22 protein-coding genes and 1 tRNA gene are annotated in these 20434 nt (G+C 65.1%); 6 read left to right on the forward strand and 17 right to left on the reverse strand.

Annotation, left to right across the window (positions count from 1 at the left end):
* Window positions 1-176: 176 nt before the first annotated feature.
* The 6 genes from AC1RWI_RS30155 to AC1RWI_RS30180 all read right to left on the reverse strand — a co-directional run bounded on the left by AC1RWI_RS30155 (window position 177) and on the right by AC1RWI_RS30180 (window position 6300).
* The gene (locus AC1RWI_RS30155; protein ID WP_043352086.1) at window positions 177-1907 is read right to left on the reverse strand and encodes an ABC transporter substrate-binding protein; all 1731 of its coding nucleotides are present in this window, start codon (window positions 1905-1907) and stop codon (window positions 177-179) included.
* A gap of 147 nt (window positions 1908-2054) precedes the next feature.
* Window positions 2055-2363 carry a DUF2160 domain-containing protein gene (locus AC1RWI_RS30160; protein ID WP_043347723.1) on the reverse strand — a complete coding sequence of 103 codons (309 nt, stop codon included), beginning with the start codon at window positions 2361-2363 and terminating at the stop codon, window positions 2055-2057.
* Window positions 2364-2375: 12 nt separating this feature from the next.
* Complete coding sequence (locus AC1RWI_RS30165; RefSeq protein WP_043347727.1) at window positions 2376-3209, reverse strand: carbohydrate ABC transporter permease; 834 nt, start codon at window positions 3207-3209, stop codon at window positions 2376-2378.
* Window positions 3202-4095 carry a carbohydrate ABC transporter permease gene (locus tag AC1RWI_RS30170; RefSeq protein WP_043347729.1) on the reverse strand — a complete coding sequence of 298 codons (894 nt, stop codon included), beginning with the start codon at window positions 4093-4095 and terminating at the stop codon, window positions 3202-3204. Before AC1RWI_RS30170 ends, AC1RWI_RS30165 begins: the two co-directional genes overlap by 8 nt.
* Complete coding sequence (locus AC1RWI_RS30175) at window positions 4092-5198, reverse strand: ABC transporter ATP-binding protein (protein WP_043347731.1); 1107 nt, start codon at window positions 5196-5198, stop codon at window positions 4092-4094. The genes AC1RWI_RS30170 and AC1RWI_RS30175 overlap by 4 nt, the downstream gene beginning before the upstream one ends.
* Before the next feature lies 1 nt (window position 5199).
* A complete protein-coding gene (locus AC1RWI_RS30180; protein ID WP_043347733.1) occupies window positions 5200-6300 on the reverse strand; it encodes an ABC transporter ATP-binding protein in 1101 nt (366 codons plus the stop codon).
* Window positions 6301-6456: 156 nt separating this feature from the next.
* Between AC1RWI_RS30180 and AC1RWI_RS30185 the strand changes: the two genes are divergently transcribed.
* Window positions 6457-7224 carry a DeoR/GlpR family DNA-binding transcription regulator gene (locus AC1RWI_RS30185; protein WP_043347735.1) on the forward strand — a complete coding sequence of 256 codons (768 nt, stop codon included), beginning with the start codon at window positions 6457-6459 and terminating at the stop codon, window positions 7222-7224.
* A 115-nt stretch (window positions 7225-7339) separates the two neighbouring features.
* Here AC1RWI_RS30185 and purU read toward each other — a convergent pair whose 3' ends face one another.
* Both purU and AC1RWI_RS30195 read right to left on the reverse strand, forming a co-directional pair.
* Entirely contained in the window at window positions 7340-8206 is an 867-nt protein-coding gene (gene purU, locus AC1RWI_RS30190; protein ID WP_043347737.1) for a formyltetrahydrofolate deformylase, read from the reverse strand.
* A 29-nt stretch (window positions 8207-8235) separates the two neighbouring features.
* The gene (locus AC1RWI_RS30195; protein ID WP_492870138.1) at window positions 8236-9102 is read right to left on the reverse strand and encodes an NUDIX hydrolase; all 867 of its coding nucleotides are present in this window, start codon (window positions 9100-9102) and stop codon (window positions 8236-8238) included.
* Between the two features lie 90 nt (window positions 9103-9192).
* On the opposite strand from AC1RWI_RS30195, the gene glpK reads away from it, so the two are divergent.
* The 4 genes from glpK (at window position 9193) to AC1RWI_RS30215 (ending at window position 13457) form a co-directional block, all read left to right on the forward strand.
* Window positions 9193-10755 carry a glycerol kinase GlpK gene (glpK, locus tag AC1RWI_RS30200; protein WP_492870139.1) on the forward strand — a complete coding sequence of 521 codons (1563 nt, stop codon included), beginning with the start codon at window positions 9193-9195 and terminating at the stop codon, window positions 10753-10755.
* A gap of 110 nt (window positions 10756-10865) precedes the next feature.
* Entirely contained in the window at window positions 10866-12470 is a 1605-nt protein-coding gene (locus AC1RWI_RS30205; RefSeq protein ID WP_043347742.1) for a glycerol-3-phosphate dehydrogenase/oxidase, read from the forward strand.
* A gap of 116 nt (window positions 12471-12586) precedes the next feature.
* Window positions 12587-12961, forward strand: a complete 375-nt coding sequence (locus AC1RWI_RS30210) for an MliC family protein (protein ID WP_492870140.1) — start codon at window positions 12587-12589, stop codon at window positions 12959-12961.
* Window positions 12962-13070: 109 nt separating this feature from the next.
* Window positions 13071-13457: a hypothetical protein gene (locus tag AC1RWI_RS30215; protein ID WP_043347745.1), complete on the forward strand. Its 387-nt coding sequence runs from the start codon at window positions 13071-13073 to the stop codon at window positions 13455-13457.
* A gap of 362 nt (window positions 13458-13819) precedes the next feature.
* Here the strand turns inward: AC1RWI_RS30215 and AC1RWI_RS30220 are convergent, their stop codons facing one another.
* Window positions 13820-14104: a hypothetical protein gene (locus AC1RWI_RS30220; protein WP_043347749.1), complete on the reverse strand. Its 285-nt coding sequence runs from the start codon at window positions 14102-14104 to the stop codon at window positions 13820-13822.
* Window positions 14105-14231: 127 nt separating this feature from the next.
* On the reverse strand, window positions 14232-14459 hold the full coding sequence (locus AC1RWI_RS30225; RefSeq protein WP_043352090.1) for a hypothetical protein: 228 nt from the start codon (window positions 14457-14459) through the stop codon (window positions 14232-14234).
* Window positions 14460-14661: 202 nt separating this feature from the next.
* On the opposite strand from AC1RWI_RS30225, the gene AC1RWI_RS30230 reads away from it, so the two are divergent.
* Window positions 14662-15933, forward strand: coding sequence for a serine hydrolase domain-containing protein (locus AC1RWI_RS30230; RefSeq protein WP_492870141.1), 1272 nt, complete (start codon window positions 14662-14664; stop codon window positions 15931-15933).
* 102 nt (window positions 15934-16035) lie between these two features.
* On the opposite strand, the gene AC1RWI_RS30235 is transcribed toward AC1RWI_RS30230, so the two are convergent.
* The 7 genes from AC1RWI_RS30235 to AC1RWI_RS30265 form a co-directional block, all read right to left on the reverse strand.
* Window positions 16036-16320 (reverse strand): hypothetical protein, encoded by a 285-nt coding sequence (locus AC1RWI_RS30235; RefSeq protein WP_043347757.1) that lies wholly within the window; start codon window positions 16318-16320, stop codon window positions 16036-16038.
* 118 nt (window positions 16321-16438) lie between these two features.
* Window positions 16439-16657, reverse strand: coding sequence for a hypothetical protein (locus AC1RWI_RS30240; protein WP_043347761.1), 219 nt, complete (start codon window positions 16655-16657; stop codon window positions 16439-16441).
* 82 nt (window positions 16658-16739) lie between these two features.
* The gene (locus AC1RWI_RS30245; protein WP_043347764.1) at window positions 16740-16943 is read right to left on the reverse strand and encodes a hypothetical protein; all 204 of its coding nucleotides are present in this window, start codon (window positions 16941-16943) and stop codon (window positions 16740-16742) included.
* Window positions 16944-17025: 82 nt separating this feature from the next.
* Window positions 17026-17208, reverse strand: a complete 183-nt coding sequence (locus AC1RWI_RS30250; RefSeq protein ID WP_043347768.1) for a hypothetical protein — start codon at window positions 17206-17208, stop codon at window positions 17026-17028.
* A gap of 43 nt (window positions 17209-17251) precedes the next feature.
* Complete coding sequence (locus AC1RWI_RS30255; protein ID WP_043347772.1) at window positions 17252-17632, reverse strand: DUF5594 family protein; 381 nt, start codon at window positions 17630-17632, stop codon at window positions 17252-17254.
* 536 nt (window positions 17633-18168) lie between these two features.
* Window positions 18169-18258: transfer RNA gene (locus AC1RWI_RS30260), tRNA-Ser, on the reverse strand.
* 62 nt (window positions 18259-18320) lie between these two features.
* Window positions 18321-20372, reverse strand: a complete 2052-nt coding sequence (locus tag AC1RWI_RS30265) for a VC_2705 family sodium/solute symporter (RefSeq protein WP_492870142.1) — start codon at window positions 20370-20372, stop codon at window positions 18321-18323.
* Window positions 20373-20434 lie beyond the last annotated feature (62 nt).

Raw genomic sequence — 20434 nt, forward strand, 5'->3', positions numbered from 1 at the left:
CTTCAGCTTTCTTGCTGGGGCGGAGCAGCGGCTTCCATGTGCTGAATATTATCTACTGGTAGATAGATAGTCAAGGGATTTTTGGGGAGATCGCTTTTGTCGATAACGCATCACAAACCCCGGAAGAAAAAACGGTGGCACGAGGCCACCGTCCGCTACGCCATCAAGGATGACGCTTACCGCACCTTCCCTTCCTTCCACGCCTGCAACAACTTGTCATAGGCGATGGTCTCGCCCTTCGGCTTCTCGTTGGCCAGCTTCTTCCAGGGCGCGTGGTCGTCGGACAGCCACTTGGCGGGATCGCCCTTAGGGTTGAGCTTGGGCGCGCAGTTCGTCATGCCGGCGCGTTGCAGCCGCCCCATCACCTGGTCCATTTCCTCGGCCAGGTTGTCCATCGCGGCCTGCGGCGTCTTCTCGCCGGTTACAGCGGTCGCCACGTTCTTCCACCAAAGCTGGGCCAGCTTGGGGTAGTCGGGCACGTTGGTGCCGGTGGGCGTCCACGCCACCCGCGCCGGGCTGCGATAGAACTCGATCAGGCCGCCGTACTGGGCCGCGTTCTTGGTAAGGTACTCATGATGGATGTCGCTGTCGCGGATAAAGGTCAGGCCGGTGAGCGACTTCTTCAGCGATACCGTCTTGGACGTCACGAATTGCGCATAGAGCCAGGCCGCCGCGAGGCGATTGGGATCGGTGTTCTTGAAGAAGGTCCAGGAGCCAACGTCCTGGTAGCCATTCTGCATGCCCTGCTTCCAATACGGGCCATAAGGCGACGGCGCCATGCGCCACTTGGGACTGCCGTCGGCATTGACCACCGGCAAGCCCTTCTTGGTCATGTCAGCAGTAAAGGCGGTGTACCAGAACACCTGCTGCGCGATCTGCCCTTGCGCCGGGACCGGACCGGCTTCCGAGAAGGTCATGCCCATGGCCTGCGGCGGTGCGTATTTCTTCATCCAGTCAATGTACTTGGTGAGCGCATAGACCGCGGCCGGGCTGTTGGCGGCACCGCCGCGCGCAACCGACGCGCCCTCCGGCGTGCACTTGTCGGCGCCAACGCGGATGCCCCATTCGTCGACCGGCATGCCGTTGGGCAGGCCCTTGTCGGCGGCACCGGCCATCGACAGCCAGGCATCGGTAAAGCGCCAGCCGAGCGACGGGTCCTTCTTGCCGTAGTCCATATGGCCGTAGACTTTCTTGCCGTCGAGCTCCTTGACGTCGTTGGAGAAGAAGTTGGCGATGTCTTCGTAGGCCGACCAGTTGGTGGGCACGCCCAGGTCATAGCCGTACTTGGCCTTGAACTTGTCCTGCAGGTCCTTGCGCGCGAACCAGTCGGCACGGAACCAGTACAGGTTGGCGAACTGCTGGTCGGGCAGCTGGTAGAGCTTGCCGTCCGGCGCGGTGGTGAACTTGGTGCCAATGAAGTCCTTCACGTCCAGCCCGGGATTGGTCCACTCCTTGCCGGCGCCGCTCATGTAGTCGGACAGCGGCAGGATGGCGCCATAGCGGTAGTGCGTGCCGATCAGGTCGGAGTCGGAGATCCAGCCGTCATAGATCGACTTGCCCGACTGCATCGAGGTCTGCAGTTTCTCCACCACGTCGCCTTCCTGGATGATGTCGTGGTTGACCTTGATGCCGGTAATCTCCTCGAACGCCTTGGCCAGCGTCTTGGATTCGTATTCGTGGGTGGTGAGGGTCTCGGACACCACGCTGATCTGCGTCACGCCCTTGGCCTTGAGCTTGGCGGCAGCATCCATGAACCACTTCATTTCAGCAAGCTGCTTGTCCTTGGCGAGCGACGACGGCTGGAACTCGCTGTCGACCCACTTCTTGGCCTCGGCCTCGCCTGCCCAAGCGGCGTGGCCGCAAGCGAGCGCCGCTGCGCAGGCCAGCGCCGTCATGCCCAATTTCACGTGCACCTTCATTGACGTCTCCTCGAGAATCCCCCTCCCTGCTCTTTGTCTGGGTCGCGGCCCGGGGAAGGTGCAGGCCGCCATGCCCATTGACGAAAAATCCGTCGCTTTATTCTTGTCGGCTCAGGTGCGCGATCCGCATGCCGCTCAGCCTTTGCGCATCACCAGGCCCAGCGCAAGCATGGACAGCACCAGGCTGATCCAGATCGAAGGCTCCTCCGCCAGCGAGAACCACGCCATCATCTTCTCGCCCAGGCCCACCCACGCGAGGTTGATCCAAGCGGCGCACATCAGGCCGATGAACAGGCGGTCGCCGCGGGTGGTGGCGATGGGCAGGAAGCCCTTGCGCTCCATGGTAGGGGCTCGCGTCTCCCACATCGTCATGCCAACCAGCATCACCGCGACGCTGATGAAGAACACGGCCACCGGGGTGGTCCATACCATCCAGCTGAACATGGCATCCTCTCCTTACACGCGGCCCATCGCGAAGCCCTTCGCGATGTAGTGCCGCACAAACCAGATCACGATGCCGCCGGGCACGATGGTGAGCACGCCGGCCGCGGCCAGCACGCCCCAATCCATGCCGGAGGCCGACACCGTGCGCGTCATGGTGGCAACGATCGGCTTGGCGTTGACCGAGGTCAGCGTGCGCGCCAGCAGCAGCTCCACCCAGCTGAACATGAAGCAGAAGAAAGCGGCCACGCCCACGCCGGCCTTGATCAGCGGCAGGAAGATGGTGATGAAGAAGCGCCCAAAGGAGTAACCATCCACATACGCCGTCTCGTCGATTTCGCGCGGCACGCCGGACATGAAGCCCTCCAGGATCCACACCGCCAGCGGCACGTTGAACACCAGGTGCGCCAGCGCCACGCCAAGGTGCGTGTCCATCAGGCCGATGGTCGTGTAGAGCTGGAAGAATGGCAGCAGGAACACCGCCGGCGGCGTCATGCGATTGGTCAGCAGCCAGAAGAAGACGTGCTTGTCGCCGATGAACCGGTAGCGCGAGAAAGCATAGGCCGCGGGCAGCGCCACTGTGATCGAGATCACCGTGTTCATCGCCACGTAGATCATCGAGTTGATGTAGCCCGAGTACCAGGACGGATCGGTGAATATGGTCTTGTAGTGCTCCAGCGTGAAATCGTTTGGCCACAGCGACAGCGTGGAAACGATCTCCTCGTTGGACTTGAACGACATGTTCAGCATCCAGTAGATCGGCAGGATGGCGAAGACCAGGTACACCACCAGGAAGACTGCACGCCAGTAAGTGGCGCTTTGCTTGGCTTCACGTTTGGCTTCACGCATTGGGCATGTCCTCGCTGCCGGCGGTGCCCGCGCGCTGCATCCAGTTGTAGAGAATGAAACACATGAGCAGGATGATCAGGAAGTAGACGATCGAGAATGCCGCGGCCGGACCCAGGTCGAACTGGCCCACGGCCTTCTGCGTGAGGTATTGCGACAGGAACGTGGTCGCGTTGCCAGGCCCGCCGCCGGTCAGCACGAAGGGCTCGGTGTAGATCATGAAGCTGTCCATGAAGCGCAGCAGCACCGCGATCATCAGCACGCCACGCAGCTTGGGCAGCTGGATGTAGCGGAACACCGCCAGGCGCGAGGCACCGTCGATCTGCGCGGCCTGGTAGTACGCATCGGGAATCGCGCGCAAGCCGGCGTAGCACAGCAGCGCCACCAGCGGCGTCCAGTGCCACACGTCCATCACCAGCACCGTGAACCAGGCGTCCACCGCGCTGCCGGTGTAGTTGTAGGCAAAGCCCATGCCGGCAAGCGCCGCGCCCAGCAAGCCGATGTCGGTGCGCCCGAAGATCTGCCAGATCGTGCCCACGACGTTCCATGGAATCAGCAGCGACAGCGCGATCACCACCAGCACCGCCGACGCCTTCACCCCCTTGGCCGGCATCGACAGCGCCAGCAGGATGCCCAGCGGGATCTCCACCGCCAGCACCGCCAGTGAAAAGCCGAGCTGACGCAGCAGCGCGTCGTGCAGCTCGCCGTCGCGCAGCACCGTGCGGAACCATTCGGTGCCGACGAACACGCGCCGCTCGGGCGAGATGATGTCCTGCACGGAGTAATTGACAATGGTCATCAGCGGCAGGATGGCGGAGAACGCCACGCACAGGACCACCGGGATGACCAGCAGCCAGGCCTTCTGGTTGACGGGCTTCAGCGTGCTCATGCCACCAGCTCCTCATTGACGTAGTAACAGGTATGACGGTTGAACACGGATAGCCACGCGGTCTCGCCCGCCCGCAGCGCCGCGCCCTCGTTGCCGAGCCGGCCGCGCACGGTGGCAGCGTGGCCACTGGCATCCCGCACGGTGGCAGTGATGAGCCAGTAGGTGCCAATGTCCTGCGCGCGCTCCACGCGTGCGGGCACGGCCTGCGGATCGGTGCTCGCGGCCAGGCGCAGGTACTCGGGGCGCACGCCGACCTTGAAGCTGCCGGCCGCCTGCAAGGCCGCGGCGACGGTGGGCGCGAATTCCGGCATATATCGCCGCCCGGCGATTTCGATGGCGCCATCGTGCCATGCCCCTGTCAGGAAGTTCATGCCCGGTGAGCCGATGAAGTTGCCAACGAAGGTATGCGCCGGGCGCTCGAACAGCGCATCGGCCGGCCCCACCTGCACCGCCCTGCCGCGCGACATCACCACCACTTGGTCGGCAAAGGTAAGTGCCTCGGTCTGGTCATGCGTGACGTAGATCAGCGTCAGCCGGAACTCGTGGTGAATCTCCTTGAGCTTGCGGCGCAACTGCCATTTCAGGTGCGGATCGATCACGGTCAGCGGCTCGTCGAACAGGATGGCCGATACGTCCTGGCGCACCAGGCCCCGCCCGAGCGAGATCTTCTGCTTGGCGTCGGCCGCCAGGCCGCTGGCGCGCCGGTCCAGCGATGCGGACAGGTCCAGCATCTCGGCCACGCGGCCCACGCGCTCCTTCACCTGGGCCGCGGGCACGCCGCGGTTGCGCAGCGGGAAGGCCAGGTTTTCGCCCACCGTCATGGTGTCGTAGATCACCGGGAACTGGAACACCTGGGCGATGTTGCGCGCCTGCGGCGTGGCTGCGGTCACGTCGCGGCCGTCGAAGGAGACCGTGCCATGCGATGGCCGCTGCAAGCCGGAAATGCAATTGAGCAAGGTGGTCTTGCCGCAGCCGGAAGGCCCGAGCAAGGCGTAAGCGCCGCCGTCATTGAACGTGAACTTCAGCGGCAGCAGCGCGTAGTCCTCATCCGCTTGCGGATCGGGCCGGTACGAATGGGACAGGTCGAGGTCGATGCGTGTCATCTCAGGCTCCCAGCTCGGCAGTGGCGGGGGCGACCTTCAACGGCCGGCTGGGCGCATGAATGCGCATGCCGTCGGCGTCGAACAGGTAGAGCTGCGCGGGATCGAGGTGCAGCGTGAGCGGCGCGCCCAGTTCCAGGTCGACCACCCCCGGAAACTGCGCCACCAGGTTGCCGACCGGGGAATCCATGTGCACGAAGGTGTCCGACCCGGACAGCTCGGCCAGCGCCACCCGGCCCGCCACCGGCACCGAGCCGGGCACGGCGTCCAGGCGCAGCGCACCGGCCCGCACCCCGACCGTTACCGTGCCGCCTTGTTCCACTGCCCCGGGCAAGGGAACGACGACGCCGCCGGGCAGCGTGACCGCGCCGGCCAGCAGGTTACCGGCCATCAGGTTCATGGGGGGATCGCTGAAAGCACGCGCCACGCGCAGCGAGGCGGGATAGTGGAAGACCTCTGGCGTGGGCCCGTACTGCAACAGCTCGCCGGCATCCAGCACCGCGGTATAGCCGCCCAGCAACAGCGCTTCGGCCGGCTCCGTGGTGGCATAGATCACGGTGGCATTGCCATGCGCGAAAAGCTGGGTCAGTTCCTCGCGCAGCTCTTCGCGCAGCTTGTAGTCGAGGTTGACCAGCGGCTCGTCGAGCAGCATCAGTGGCGCGCCCTTGGCCAGCGCGCGTGCCAGCGCCACGCGCTGCTGCTGCCCGCCGGAGAGCTCGGCGGGAAAGCGCTCGAGCAGGTGCTCGATATGCAGGCGGGTGGCCAGCGCCCTCACTTGTCCATCGATATCCCTGGAACGCCGCAGTTTGAGCGGCGAAGCAATATTGTCGAAGACGGTCATCGACGGGTAGTTGATGAACTGCTGGTAGACCATCGAGACGTTGCGCTCGCGCACCGGCATGCCGGTCACGTCGATGCCGTCCACCTCGACACGGCCGGCACTGGGCCGGTCCAGCCCCGCCATGACCCGCATCAGCGAAGTCTTGCCGGCCTGGGTGGCACCTAGCAGGATGGTCACCGCGCCCGGCACGGGCGTCAGCGACATGGGATATAGATACGCCTGCGAGCCTGCTTGCTGGGCGATGCCTTCCAATCTGAGCTGCATCGAGTCTCCGATTCCGAATGCCACACACATCACATTTATTGCAATGATGCAAACGCACAAATCCTTGCTTCCCGCTCGTTTTAGAGCAAAAACGAAAATAAAACAATCATGCACCGCATCATTTGTTTTCGTTTGTGTTTGAACTAGAATGCCGGCATGACGCTAAATCCACGCCAGACCGCCCTGCTGGAAGAGGTTCGCAGCCAGGGCTTCGCTTCCATCGACGAACTTGCCCGCAAGTTCGGGGTGACCCTGCAAACCGTGCGCCGGGACGTCAACCTGCTGGCTGAAGCCGGCATGCTGGCGCGCTTTCACGGTGGCGTGCGGGTGGAGGGCTCCACGGTGGAGAACATCGCCTATCGGCAGCGCCAGGGGCTCAATGCCGAAGGCAAGGCCCGCATTGCGCGCGCGGTGGCCAGCGCCGTGCCCGAGGGTTGCTCGCTGATCCTGAACATCGGCACCACGGTCGAGGAAATCGCGCGCGAGCTCATGCATCACCGCGGCCTGCGCGTGATCACCAACAACCTGAACGTGGCGAGCATCCTGGCCGACAACCCCGATTGCGAAGTGATCGTCGCCGGCGGCGTGCTGCGCTCGCGCGACCGCGGCATCGTGGGCGAGGCCACGGTGGAGTTCATCAGCCAGTTCAAGGTGGATATCGGCCTGATCGGCATCTCGGGCATCGAGGCCGATGGCACGCTGCGCGATTACGATTTCCGCGAAGTGAAGGTGGCGCGGACCATCATCGAGCATTCGCGCGAAGTCTGGCTGGCGGCGGACGCCAGCAAGTTCAACCGGCAGGCCATGGTGGAACTGGCGCACGTCTCGGAGATCGACCGGCTCTTCACCGATGAGCCGTTGAAGCCGCCATTCGAGAGCATGCTGGAAGAAAGCGGAGTGCGCTGTGTGGTCGCGCAGGCCTGAGGGCGGCCAGCCACGGCGCCGGCTCCCCCGCGGGCGAGGCGGCGCCGGCGCGACGGGCGCCGGGCACCTGGTGAAGGGTTTGCTTGAGGACTTGCTTGGGAGCTCGCCCGAGGTCTTACTTGAAGACGACGGTCTTGTGGCCGTTGAGCAGGATGCGGTGCTCGGCATGCCATTTGACGGCACGCGCCAGCGCCACGCACTCCACGTCACGCCCCACCGCGGTGAGCTGCTCGGGATCCATGCTGTGGTCCACGCGCTCGATTTCCTGCTCGATGATCGGTCCTTCGTCCAGCGCCGCGGTCACGTAGTGGGCGGTCGCGCCGATCAGCTTCACGCCACGGTCGTGCGCCTGATAGTAAGGCTTGGCGCCCTTGAAGCTGGGCAGGAACGAGTGATGGATATTGATGGCGCGGCCGGCCAGCTTGCGGCACAGGTCGTCGGACAGCACCTGCATGTAGCGCGCCAGCACCACCAGGTCGATGTTCTGCTCGCGCACGATCTCGAACACCTTGTTTTCTTGCGCGGCCTTCTGCTCAGCCGAGGCGTTCATCATCGGCAGATGGAAGAACGGGATATCGTACGACGCGGCAAGCTGGTAGAAATCGCGGTGGTTCGACACGATGGCGGCGATCTCCACCGGCAGGCCGCTGGCCTTGGCGCGGAACAGCAGATCGTTCAGGCAATGGCCGATCTTCGACACCATGATCATCACGCGCGGCTTGACGCTGGCATCGAACAGGTCCCACTGCATGGCGAACTGATCGCCGATCGGCGCGAACGCGGTCTTCAGCGTGGCCAGGTCCGGGCCACCGGCGGCCGGGGTGAAATGCACCCGCATGAAGAAGCGGCCGGTGAACTCATCGCCGTACTGGTCGGAATCGACGATATTGCAGCCGTGCTGGAACAGCAGGCCCGAGACGGCATGGACGATGCCCGGCTGGTCCGGGCAGGAAATGGTGAGAATGAATCCGGTATTGCTCATCGTGTGTGGTTTTGTCTAGTGCGCGCCGATCAAGGGCGGGGGATGCCAGGGGCGCTCCAGCCACGGCGATTGAGCGCATCCAGCGTCACCAGGGTCGCGTCGACCGTCATGGCGCCATCCGCCATGATAGCAAGCAATGCCTCCGGCTCGATACGGCGGTGCTCGGCCACCTCGCCGTCGCGGTTATGCGGCACGAAATCCGGCGGCAGCAACAGGTCGTACACGTACACAGCCTCCCACTGCACGCCCTCGGGGATTTCACGCAGCACTTCGATCACGCCATGCGCCTCGGCACGCTGCGCCAGCACGGGCGCAATGCCTGACTCCTCGTCGCACTCGCGCACCAGCGTGGCAAGTGGATCACTGCCGTGCGGCATGCCGCCAGCCACCAGGTTGTCCCACAAGCCGGGGTCGACCGCCTTGGCGGCGCTGCGCCGTGAAATCCACAGCGCACGCGCGCCGGCAATGATGCCGTTCATGTGCGAGGCAAAGGTCAGCAGCCCGAGAAAGCGCGCGGCTGCGCGCTCGATCACCGCGAAGGCCGGTGCCGCGAGTGCCGGCGTGACGGCGAACAGTTCGTCGCGCCAGCCGCGCACATGGCCCGCATCCGCCAGCCAGTGCGCCAGCACCTTCAGCGCCGCGCTGCGCGCGCAAGCATCGCCGCAATCCGGCAGCAGCGCCACGCTGCCATCGCGCGGCTCGCCCAGCACACCCGGCACCGTATCCTGCGCGCGCAGGATCTGCGCATGCGCGCGCGGCAGCCAGCCCACCTGGCGGCCTGCCACGGTCAGCCGCAAATGCGCGCCGGCATCGAAACGGCTGCGCGCCGCCAGCGAGGCGGCAACGCGGGACACGACGGGGTTCTGGCTGGCGCTATCGGGCAAGGTATCGGACATGAAGGATCCCGGCGGCCGGCAAGGCACGCCTGCAATGGTCAAAGCAATGGTTAATGTAGTGGAAATAGCAGTCAATCCAGGACAAGACGCATGAAGCAAACCCAGCCTTCGGGCCTGCCGCAATTCGTGCTGGCGCTCGACCAGGGCACCAGCAGCTCGCGCGCGATCCTGTTCGATCACGCCGGCAACGTGGCGCGGGTCGCGCAGCGCGAATTCCGCCAATATTACCCGCACCCCGGCCACGTCGAGCACGATCCCTACGAGATCTGGCAGTCGCAGCTGGCGGTGGCGCACGAGGTGCTGAACGACGCCGGCGTCGCGGCCAGCCAGGTGAGCGCCATCGGCATCACCAACCAGCGCGAGACCACCGTGCTGTGGGACCGCCAGACCGGCGAGCCCGTCGGCCGCGCGCTGGTCTGGCAGGATCGCCGCACCGCGCCGATGTGCGAGGCGCTGCAGGCCGACGGCCACGGCGAGCTGTTCCGCGACAAGACCGGACTGATCATCGACGCCTACTTCTCCGGCACCAAGCTGCGCTGGATGCTCGACAACACCGAAGGCGCGCGCGAACGCGCGGCGCGTGGCGAGCTGGCGTTCGGCACGGTCGACAGCTGGCTGATCTGGCAGCTGACGGACGGCAAGCGCCATGTCACCGATGTCTCCAACGCGTCGCGCACGATGCTGTTCAACATCCACGCCTTCCAGTGGGATGATGACCTGCTCGACTTGCTGGACATCCCGCGCAGCTTGTTGCCCGAGGTGGTGCCCTCCAGCGGCGAGGTAGCGCGCACGGCGCTGCGGCTGTTTGGCGCGGAAATCCCCATTGCCGGCATCGCCGGGGACCAGCAGGCCGCCACCTACGGCCAGGCCTGCCTGTCCCCGGGCATGGCCAAGAATACCTACGGCACGGGCTGCTTCCTGCTGATGAACACGGGCTCGCAGCCGGTCACTTCGCACAATCGCCTGCTCACCACCATCGGCTGGCAACTGGGCGGCACCACGCCGCCCGCCAGCCGCACGCAGTATTGCCTGGAAGGCGGCGTGTTCATGGGTGGCGCCACCATCCAGTGGCTGCGCGACGGGCTGCAGATCATCAACAGTGCGCCCGAGGTGGAGCCGCTGGCGCGCCAGTGCGACGACACCGAAGGCGTGGTGCTGGTGCCGGCCTTTGCCGGCCTGGGCGCGCCGCACTGGGACCCGTTCGCGCGCGGCACGCTGGTCGGCCTGACCCGCGGCACCGGACGAGCGCACATTGCCCGCGCCGCGCTGGAGTCGATCGCGCTGCAGAGCGTGGACGTGCTGGACGCCATGCAGAAGGATGCCGGCATCTCGCTGGCCGAACTGCGCGTGGACGGTGGCGCATCGCGCAGCGACCTGCTGATGCAGATGCAGGCCGACCTGCTTGGCACGGCCGTGGTTCGCCCGCGCGTGACCGAGACCACCGCGCTTGGCGCGGCCTACCTGGCGGGACTGGCCACCGGCTACTGGAGCGGCGAGGACGAGATCGCCAGCCAGTGGCAGGTGGAGCATCGCTTCGAGCCCAACCTTAGCGCCGACGCGCGCGCGTACCGGCTCTGGCGCTGGCATCGCGCGGTAGAGCGCGCACGCGACTGGGCGCGGGAAGATGGCGCGCCACCGCACTCGGCGAACTGAGCGCGGGCTGAGCGCAGCGCACGAGCCACACAAGACAAGTACACAAGTACGCAAGTACGCAAGTACATACGAGCAACACCGCGACACGCATTCGCACCAAACAAGGAATCATGCAGACACTGCACACCCCCATCCTGCCGCCCGAGCGCGCCACCCTGCTCGCCACCCTCGAGCGCGAGCCGAAGTGGGATGTCATCGTCATCGGCGGCGGCGCCACCGGCCTGGGCACGGCGGTGGACGCCGCCTCGCGCGGCTACCGCACGCTGCTGGTGGAAGCCGCCGACTTCGCCAAGGGCACCTCCAGCAAGGCCACCAAGCTGGTTCACGGCGGCGTGCGCTACCTCGCGCAGGGCAATATCAGCCTGGTGCGCGAGGCGCTGCATGAGCGTGGCCTGCTAGCCCGCAACGCGCCGCACCTGGTGTGGCCGCTCGGCTTCGTGGTGCCGGCCTACCAATTGTTCGACCAGCCCTTCTACGGCATCGGCCTGAAGCTATACGACATGCTGGCCGGCGGCCTCAACCTGTCCGGCAGCCGCTGGCTCAACCACCGCGAAACCCTGGCGGCGGCGCCGACCCTGGCCGAGCACGTGGGCGGGCGGCCCCTGCGCGGCGGCAACCTGTATTTCGACGGGCAGTTCGACGACGCCCGCCTGGCCATCGCGCTGATGCGCACGCTGTTCGACGTAGGCGGCACGGCCATCAACTACCTGCGCGTGAGCGGGCTGTCGCAGCGCAACGGGGTAATCGACGGCGTTACCGTGCAGGACGTGCTGGGCGACGCCAGCTTCGACCTGAAGGCGTCCTGCGTGATCAACGCCACCGGCGTGTGGGTCGATGCCGTGCGCCAGATGGAAGACGGCCAGGCCCGCAGCATGGTGGCCCCCAGCCAGGGCGTGCACCTGACCTTGCCGCGCAGCTTCCTGCCCGGCGACCGTGCCATCCTGATCCCCAAGACCGATGACGGCCGTGTGCTCTTCGTCGTACCCTGGAACGGCCACACCATCATCGGCACCACCGACACCCCACGCAAGGACCTGCCGCTGGAGCCGCGCGCCGGTGCCGACGATGTCGATTTCATCCTGGAGACCGCCACGCGCTACCTGTCGCGCGCACCAACCCGCGCCGATGTGACCAGCGTCTGGGCCGGCCTGCGCCCGCTGGTCAAGGCCACCGGCGAAGCCTCCACCGCCTCGCTCTCGCGCGAGCACACCATCCTGGTATCCAAGGCCGGCCTGATCACCGTCACCGGCGGCAAGTGGACCACCTACCGCAAGATGGCCGAGGACGTGGTGGGCACGGCCATCCAGCGCCAGATGCTGCCGGCCGCGCCCTGCGTGACGGCGGATCTGCCGCTGCACGGCGCGCAAGGCTTGCCCGCTAACCTGCCCGCGCCCGGCAGCGGCTCGCCGGACCGTTACTACGGCAACGAGGCCGGCATGCTGCACACGCTGCCCGGCAACGACGAAATGCTGGTGCCCGGCGCCGGGCTGACCGCCGCCCATGTGCGCTTTGCCGCTCGCTTCGAACTGGCTCGGCGAGTCGAGGACGTGCTGGCGCGACGCAATCGCGCCCTGTTCCTGGAAGCCAGCGCCGCGAGCGCGGCAGCGCCGCGGGTGGCCGAGATCCTGGCCGAGGAGCACGGCCACGACGCCGCCTGGCAAGCGGCCGAGGTAGCCAGCTTCCGCGAGCTAGCAAGCGGCTATATGCTGGCGTGAGCGGCAATCGGCAACAGCGATGCCACCCGGCCGCGCATCCCGCGGGGAATACGCCAGCCACGGCCTGGGCCGCCTTATCAGCGTCTTGCCACCGAGCTAGCCAACAAGGAAACCAGATGCATATTCGTTCGCCCGCGCATCGCTTCACTGCCTGCGCCATCGCCGCCGCCGTCGGCCTGGCCGTTGCCCCCGCCATGGCCAGGCCCGGCATCGACGGCATGCGCTTCGACCCGCCCCGTACCGTGCGCTACCAGTGCGACGACGGCAAGCAGGTCACAGCGCGCTATTTCAACAGCACCGACAACCAGATCGCCATCCTGCGGCTGGATGGCAAGCCGCTGCTCTTTGCCAGCGTGCTGGCCGGCTCGGGCGCCCGCTATGCGCATGGCGCCTATCTGTGGATCACCAAGGGCGACGAAGGCATGCTGCAGGATCTGACCAGGGGCGAGAGCGCCCCGCCGGCCTACGCCAACTGCCACGCGGCGAAATAGGGCTTCGGAGCAGCGCCCAGGCGGCGTCCAGGCGGGTCATCGCCAGAACATTTTGGTGCTTGCGCCCTGGCCGAGCGATAATGCGGGTTATCGAATCAGGGAGAACACCATGGACGAGATTGATGATCTGTCCGATCTGCCGATGCCCCGCTTTATCTGGGGCTTCGCGATCTTCACGCCCAAGGGCGGCGAGGTCATGCATGACGAATTTGAATATCTGACCCACACCCGCGCGCCCCGCTTCACCTGCCGGGTGGTCGAACTGGAAGACATGCCGGTCGACAGCGAGGAAAGCGGCATCGACGGGCGCATCGTGCATTACGACGAGCCCGGCCGCCTGTTCTACATCTCCGACGCCGGCATCGCGCTGGTGAACTTTGAGCTGTTCGACAAAGTGCCGGAGAAGCAAAAGCTCAAGAAGATCTGCGACGAAGCCATCGAAAACTGGATGCTTCGCCGCGATTTCCTCGACTCGGAAGAAGGCGAAGAGGACTGAGCGCCCTTTGCTCCACCCCGGGGGGATGACGGCCAGAAGGTTGTGATCCCCTGGAGCGGCCCCGGCGGCCGCTCCGTTCCCTCCGCCCTGGCGTGCCTCGCCGCGGGCAACCACACTGCCCCGCGTCTTTTCCTTCCCCGGCCCCGTCAGCCCAGTCCTACACCGCAAGCGGAAACCGCCGGACACCGTGCAAAAACGGCCATGCCTATAGCAAAAGCAAAACGGCAAAAGCAAAACGCCCGCTGAAACCCAGCGGGCGTTTTGCTTGCTTCTGTTTGCTACGGCCCCGCGCACCACACCGTTTGCGTGGACAAAAAGGCACAAACCAGTGCCTCATGCCCGCCCGGCCCGGCGCGCCGCAATCAGGCTGCCGCGTCTTCCTGCGGCAGGCCGCGTTCCAGCGCTTCTTTCAGCAGGCCGCTCATGCCACCGGCATGTGCCGGTGCCAGTGCCTGCAGGCGCTTCACCAGTTCGGCATCCAGCTTGCACGCAAACGGCACCAGGCCTTGCTCCTGGTCGAGCCGGCGCTGTTCGCGGCGATCAACCTTGGCCGGGCCGGTATCACGGCCGGCACGGACTGCGGCGGACAGCTTCAGGCTGTTTGCGAGCTTCAACGCTTTGTTCTTTTCGAGGTCGGTTTTTTTCACGGCTTGTTCCGCTAGAGTCTGTCTGGGGCGGTATTGTACGCAGGTCGGCGAGAGAGCCTGCCTTTGCGTCGTGCACATGACGCAATGCATGCCTGGCCGGCACCGCATGGCGTCACCACGCCAGCCCCTACCGCGCCTCCCTCACCTCGATCAGATCCGCCGCCACCCGCTCGATCTCCGCATAGACGGGAAGCACGTCGTCGGGGCCGGTGCATCCGACACCGGTCGCGCTGGCTTCGTCCGCGCCCGGCGGATGAAAGACAAAGGCCATGCCTGGCTTCCACCTCGGGTCGTTCTTCAGGCTTTCATTGAGGATGGCCAGGTACTGGCTGCGAGTGAACACGTGTTTTGACATCTTCACCTCCGATGATTTGTCGGGATCGTAGCATGGCGCGCGGCCCGATTCGGGTGAGCCTCGATTCACGCGCGCCAACCCGCATGCCATGATCGCCTTGCATTTGCCGCAATCGAGCCCTTCCCGATGCCACATCGGTGCCACACCGATGCTGCATCGATAAGACATTGCCAAGACAACGATAAGACAAAGGATGAGACAAATGATACGTAGCACTTTGCCAGCGCTGGCGGTCGCACTGCTGGCCGCCTGCGCAGCCCCGGCCAACACGCAAAATACCGCACCGCTCACGACCGGCTTCTCCGCCACGCAACTCGACAGCATGAGCGCACGCGTGCGTGCCGATGTCGCGCAAGGGCGCATTCCCGGCGCCGTCTACCTGGTGGCCCGCAACGGCAGCATCGTCAGCACGCAGACCATTGGCTGGCAGGACGCGACGGGCAAGGTGCCGATGCGCCCGGACTCGATTTTCCGCATCTACTCGATGAGCAAGCCGATCGTCTCGGTGGCAGTCATGATGATGGTCGAGGACGGCCGCATCCAGTTGGCCGACCCGGTGTCGAAGTACCTGCCCGAGCTCAAGAACCTGCGCGTTGGCGTGGAGAAGACCGACGCTGCCGGCAAGCCCGTGCTGGAACTGGTGCCCGCCCATCGCGAAATGACCGTGCAGGACCTGCTGCGCCACACGTCCGGCCTGACCTACGGCGTGTTCGGCAAGTCGCTTGTCAAGGAGGAATACAAGCGGCTGGATGTGGATGCCACCGAGCAAACCAATACCGAGTTCATCGCGCGTCTGGCCAAGGTACCGCTGCAGTTCCAGCCCGGCACCACTTGGGAATACAGCCGCTCCACCGATGTCCTGGGCGCCCTGCTCGAGCGCGTGTCGGGCCAGACGCTGGCCACACATCTGCAGCAGCGGATCTTTACGCCATTGCAGATGAAGGACACCGGTTTCTGGGTTCCGCCGGCACAGCAAGGCCGCATTGCGGAACCCTTTGCCGTCGATCCCGACAGCAAGGTACCGGTCGGGCTGATCAACGTACGCCGCGCCCCGAGGCTTGAATCGGGCGGCGGCGGCCTGGTGTCGACCGCAGCCGACTACTTCCGCTTTGCCCAGATGCTGCTCAATGGTGGCGAGATCGACGGGGTGCGCCTGCTATCGCCCAAGACGGTCGCCTACATGACGGCCGACCACCTTGGCATCGTGGGTGCCCGTTCCCTGGCGCGCGGAGCTGCCTACCTCCCGGGGCCGGGCTATGGCTTTGGCCTGGGGTTCGGCACACGCACGGGCACCGGCGAATCGGCCACGCCGGGATCGGTCGGGGACTACTACTGGGGCGGGGTCGGGGGCACCTACTTCTGGGTCGACCCGAAGGAAAAGACCGTGGCGATCTGGATGATGCAGGCGCCGGGGCAGCGCGAGTATTACCGTGCGTGGTTCAGGAACACGGTGTACAGCGCCATGATCCCATGACGTCATAACGCCATGGCGCCGTGATGAAGCGCCGCGGTGGCCGCCCGCTGCCACTGCGGCTGGCATGCCCTGCCGCGCCTGACAGCCCTCCCCCAAGGCGCCCTACAGCGCAGCAACGGACTCGCCCGGCACCAGACCGTTGATGATGTCCTCGCCGAATTTCACGGCGCCGCGCCGCGCGGTGCCGATATTGTCCCAGGGCGCGGCGCTGAGGCGAAACACGCGCGAGCGCTCGGTCCCCGGCTCATGCCCTTCGCGACAGATCACCACCGACGCGTTGAAGCTGCGATCCGGCCGGCGCTCGGGCCAGGTACGTTCCGCCTGGTGACGATAGATCAGCGGGTAGAGATCGAAGCCTTTGTAGCGGGTGAAAGGTCCAGTGTCCAACTTGCGCTCCCCTGTCGATGATGGATGGGTGGATGCGGCCGGTGCCGCGCCTCCACGGATTCGCCCCGCCCTGTTGCCAGGCGGTGGCGGGAATGCTCTCAGGCAAATTCAGGCCGCGTCAGTCTGCCGGCTGTATCGACCAACCCGGCCCCTTGCCGTTCTTGTCGCTCTCATGGCGCCAGCGGCAGCCGCAGTCGGCACAGGTGTAGGTGGCAAAGGTGATCGCGGGCCGGCCACGCGGCTTGATGCGCTGCGTATCCGTCAGAAGCAGCCGGGGATGCCCCGTGCCACCGGTCGAGCCGGGCCGTATCTGCGCACAAGCCTCGCACATGCTCATCGTCGCTCCCGCGTCTTGCGCATGCAGTCAGCAAGCGGACCGGCAGTGCCAATGCAGCGCCTTTCCATGGCACGCGTAGCGGCTACTTATCCGCCGCCATCGCCTTGAGCTGCGCGTCGCCAGCCACGCGCGCCGCGTCCGAGGTGGTGAAGGTATCGTCCGAAACAATGGTGCGCTTGACCATCTGCGCGGCGAAATCGACCAGCGTGATCACCCACACATAGCGTCCGGCCTGCGGCGCTGTCTGGACAATTGCCTGAAGATGCGGCGTGGAATCCTTAGCCATGATGCTCCTCCGGAGAATCGGATCGGGCCACTGTAGCACGAGTTGCGCATGAGGCTGCCGCAGCGCCGGCACGCCGCGCTTGTCAGACCACCCGCAATTCGTGCAGCGTTTCCAGATCGGCCGGCGTCAGGCCAAGCTTGGCGTAAAACGCCGCGTTGCGCTTGCCCACCACCGGGGCGCTGCCCTTGTACGGCACGTGCTGCAGCTTGATGCCGGCGGACTGGAAGTCGCGCCGCGGCTGATGGATCTGGTGTGAAACGTGCAAAGGGCCGCAGGGGTTGCGGTGAGAATGCCAGAACGGCTCAGTCTCAATGCTCGAAATCCAGCCCGCCAAGCAGCACGGTAGGATCTGCCTGCGAGCGTGTCCCGAAGTCGATCTGCCGGGGCGTTTGCCACGCGCGCATCTTGCCCGGCAGGGCCGCGAGATAGTGCTCGAATTTTTCCGCGCCACCGGCGGCGAACAGCGCTTCCACCTCGAGGCCGTCCCACGACAGGTAAACGTTCAATGGCTGCGCGAACCGCCGCGGCTCATCGAACGGCTCGCCGCAAAGGCGGACGCGCGCAGCGCGGCCAGGCCTCTCATCCGGCACCACCTCGACGTGAATGCGGCGCTTGAACAATTCCGCGATCGTCTGCGCAATCCGCGGGGCGAACTCCGCATTGAAACGCGCTGCAATGTCTTGGCTCACTGTGTGTCTCATCCCGATTTTTTATCGATCGTAGCACGGCGCGTTTGCCGCGACGGCATCGGGAACACCCGCGGATCGCCACGTGCAGCAGAACTCACAAGCACGATGACTCGCCGGCAAAAACCGTCCATGAGACCCATCAGCATCCCGCCATTAAACTCAGGTTGACCCCGACTTCTGCTGACCTATACTGGAGTCCTGCCGACTGAGACACGCAGTAGCAAAGCGAAGGTAAGTGGCAGATGATCCTCTGGCCAATATGGCAGTGAGATCGAGCAAGCCGATTAGGCTTGCAAGTCCGAACCGGATCCCAATGAGTTTGCCGACCCGGTTCGGTCCCCTCCCCCCTTCAACCGCGGGAAATGAAAAAGCACCTGATACAGGTGCTTTTTTTATGCGTGGGAAGTCCGCCCATGCCAGGGCGCGATACACCGCAATACGCCAATATGCGCGCGCTGCTCCCGAACCTCGCTGCTCCAGAACCTCTCCCGGAAATAGAAAAAGCCCTTGAAAATCAAGGGCTTTTTCCGTTGTTCTGGCGGAGAGACGGGGATTCGAACCCCGGATAGGTATTAACCTATACACGCTTTCCAGGCGTGCGACTTAAACCACTCATCCATCTCTCCAGCAAGTCCACGAGTATATCAGAGTGTTGTTTCGCAAATCTAGTGTTTCGTGATCGAAGGCCCTATCCGCGTCGCAAGTACGTCACCAGGCGGTCGATCACCGGGGCGTTGCGCGGCGTCAGCAGGCTGACCAGGATGGCCACGGCAAAGCCGGCGGGCACGCCGAATGCGCCGGAAGCGATCGGGTCCACGCCGAACCAGCGATTGCCGAAAATGCCGGTCATGCGCGTAAAGAACGGGTAGTTGACGAAGATATAGTAGACCGCAACACCGAGTCCGGCCACCATGCCTGCCACCGCGCCCGCAGCCGTGGTGCGGCGCCAGAAGATCGCCAGCACCAGCACCGGGAAGAAACTGGACGCGGCCAGCGAGAAGGCCGCGCCGACGAGAAAGAGAATATTGCCCGGACGCAGCGAGGTGACGTAAGAGGCAAACAGCGCCACGCCCAGCAGCACGATCTTGGCTGTGGTGACACGCCGCTGGTGACTCGCGGTGCGGTCGACCATGTGATAGAAAACGTCGTGCGACAGCGCGTTGGCAATGGTGAGCAGCAGGCCATCGGCGGTGGATAGCGCGGCCGCCAGCGCGCCCGCGGCAACCAGGCCCGAGATCACGTAAGGCAAGCCCGCGATTTCCGGTGCGGCCAGCACGATCATGTCGGGCTGGATGAGGATCTCCGCCCACTGCACGATGCCGTCGCCGTTCACATCACGAATGCCGAACACCGGCGGATCGACCTTGCGCCACTGCACCACCCACTGCGGCAGTTCCGCGTATGGCGTGCCAACCAGGTGCTGGAAGAACTCGTACTTGACCAGCGCCGCCAGCGCCGGTGCGGAGACGTAGAGCAGCGCAATGAAAAACACCGCCCACGCCACCGAGTTGCGCGACTCCTTGACCGAGGGTGTGGTGTAGAGCCGCGTCAGGATGTGTGGCAGGCTAGCGGTGCCCAGCATCAGGCAGAACACCAGCAGCACGAAGTTCAACCGTTTGGTCTTGCGCTCCGCCTCCGAGGGCGACGGATAGGGCTCGGTCGACGGCGTGGAAGGCTGGCTGCGCGCCAGGGCTTCTTCGCGCTGCTGGTTCCATTGCTGCTGGGCCGCCGCTATGTCGCGCGGAAACTCGACCCGTTCGCGCTCCACCGTCTTGATCTCGCGCAGCGGTGCGTTTCGCAAGCGCAGCTCCTGCAGGCGCGCGGACAGCGCATTGCGCTCCTCATCGAACGATTGCGGCAGCCGCGAGATGCGGTCCTGCATCTGGATGGCCTGCTGGCGGTAGTATTCGCGCACGGCCTGCTCGGCCGGGTCGCGCTCGATGCTGCGCTCGCGCGTGTCGAGCTGCTGCAGCAGCGTGCCATAGCTCAGTTGCGGCAGCGCTTCGTGATGGTGCTTCCACGCGATCATCGAGACCGTGACCAGGAAGGCCGCGATCAGCATGATGTATTGCGCGACCTGGGTCCACGTCACCGCGCGCATGCCGCCAAGGAAGGAGCACACCAGGATGCCGGCCAGGCCGAAGAACACGCCGACCGCGAACTCCACGCCGATAAAGCGCGTGACGATCAGCCCTACCCCCTGGATCTGTGCCACCAGATAGACGAAGGAACATAGCGACGCCGCCATCACGGCAATCGCGCGCACCGGCATGTTGCCGCCGGGCTTGCCATTGCCATAGCGTGCGGCGAGGAAGTCGGGGATGGTGTAGCCGCCGTACTTGCGCAGGTAGGGCGCGAGCAAGAACGCAACCAGGCAATAGCCGCCGGTCCAGCCCATCACGTAGGCCAGCCCTTCGTAGCCCGAGGCGAACAGGATGCCGGCCAGGCCGATGAAGGATGCCGCGCTCATCCAGTCGGCCGCGATCGCCATGCCGTTGAACAGCGCGGGCACGCGCCGGCCTGCTACATAGTATTCATTGAGGTCGGAGGTGCGGCAGATCAGCCCGATGCACGCATAAATGGCGATGGTGACGAACAGGAAGACGTAACCGAGCCAGAGCGCATCGCCGCTGGAATGCTCCAGCAGGCCCATCATGCCGATAAAGACAAACAGGCCTATCGTGAACAAGCCGTAGTACAGCAGCAGCCGTCGGCGAAAGCGCGACTGTTCATCAGGCATGGGAGCAGTGGTTGGGCAGCCGGGGTGGGCGAGCAAGCAACCTGCCGGCATGCGCAAGGCGT

The organism is Cupriavidus sp. MPR-AND1C, assembly GCF_058809705.1.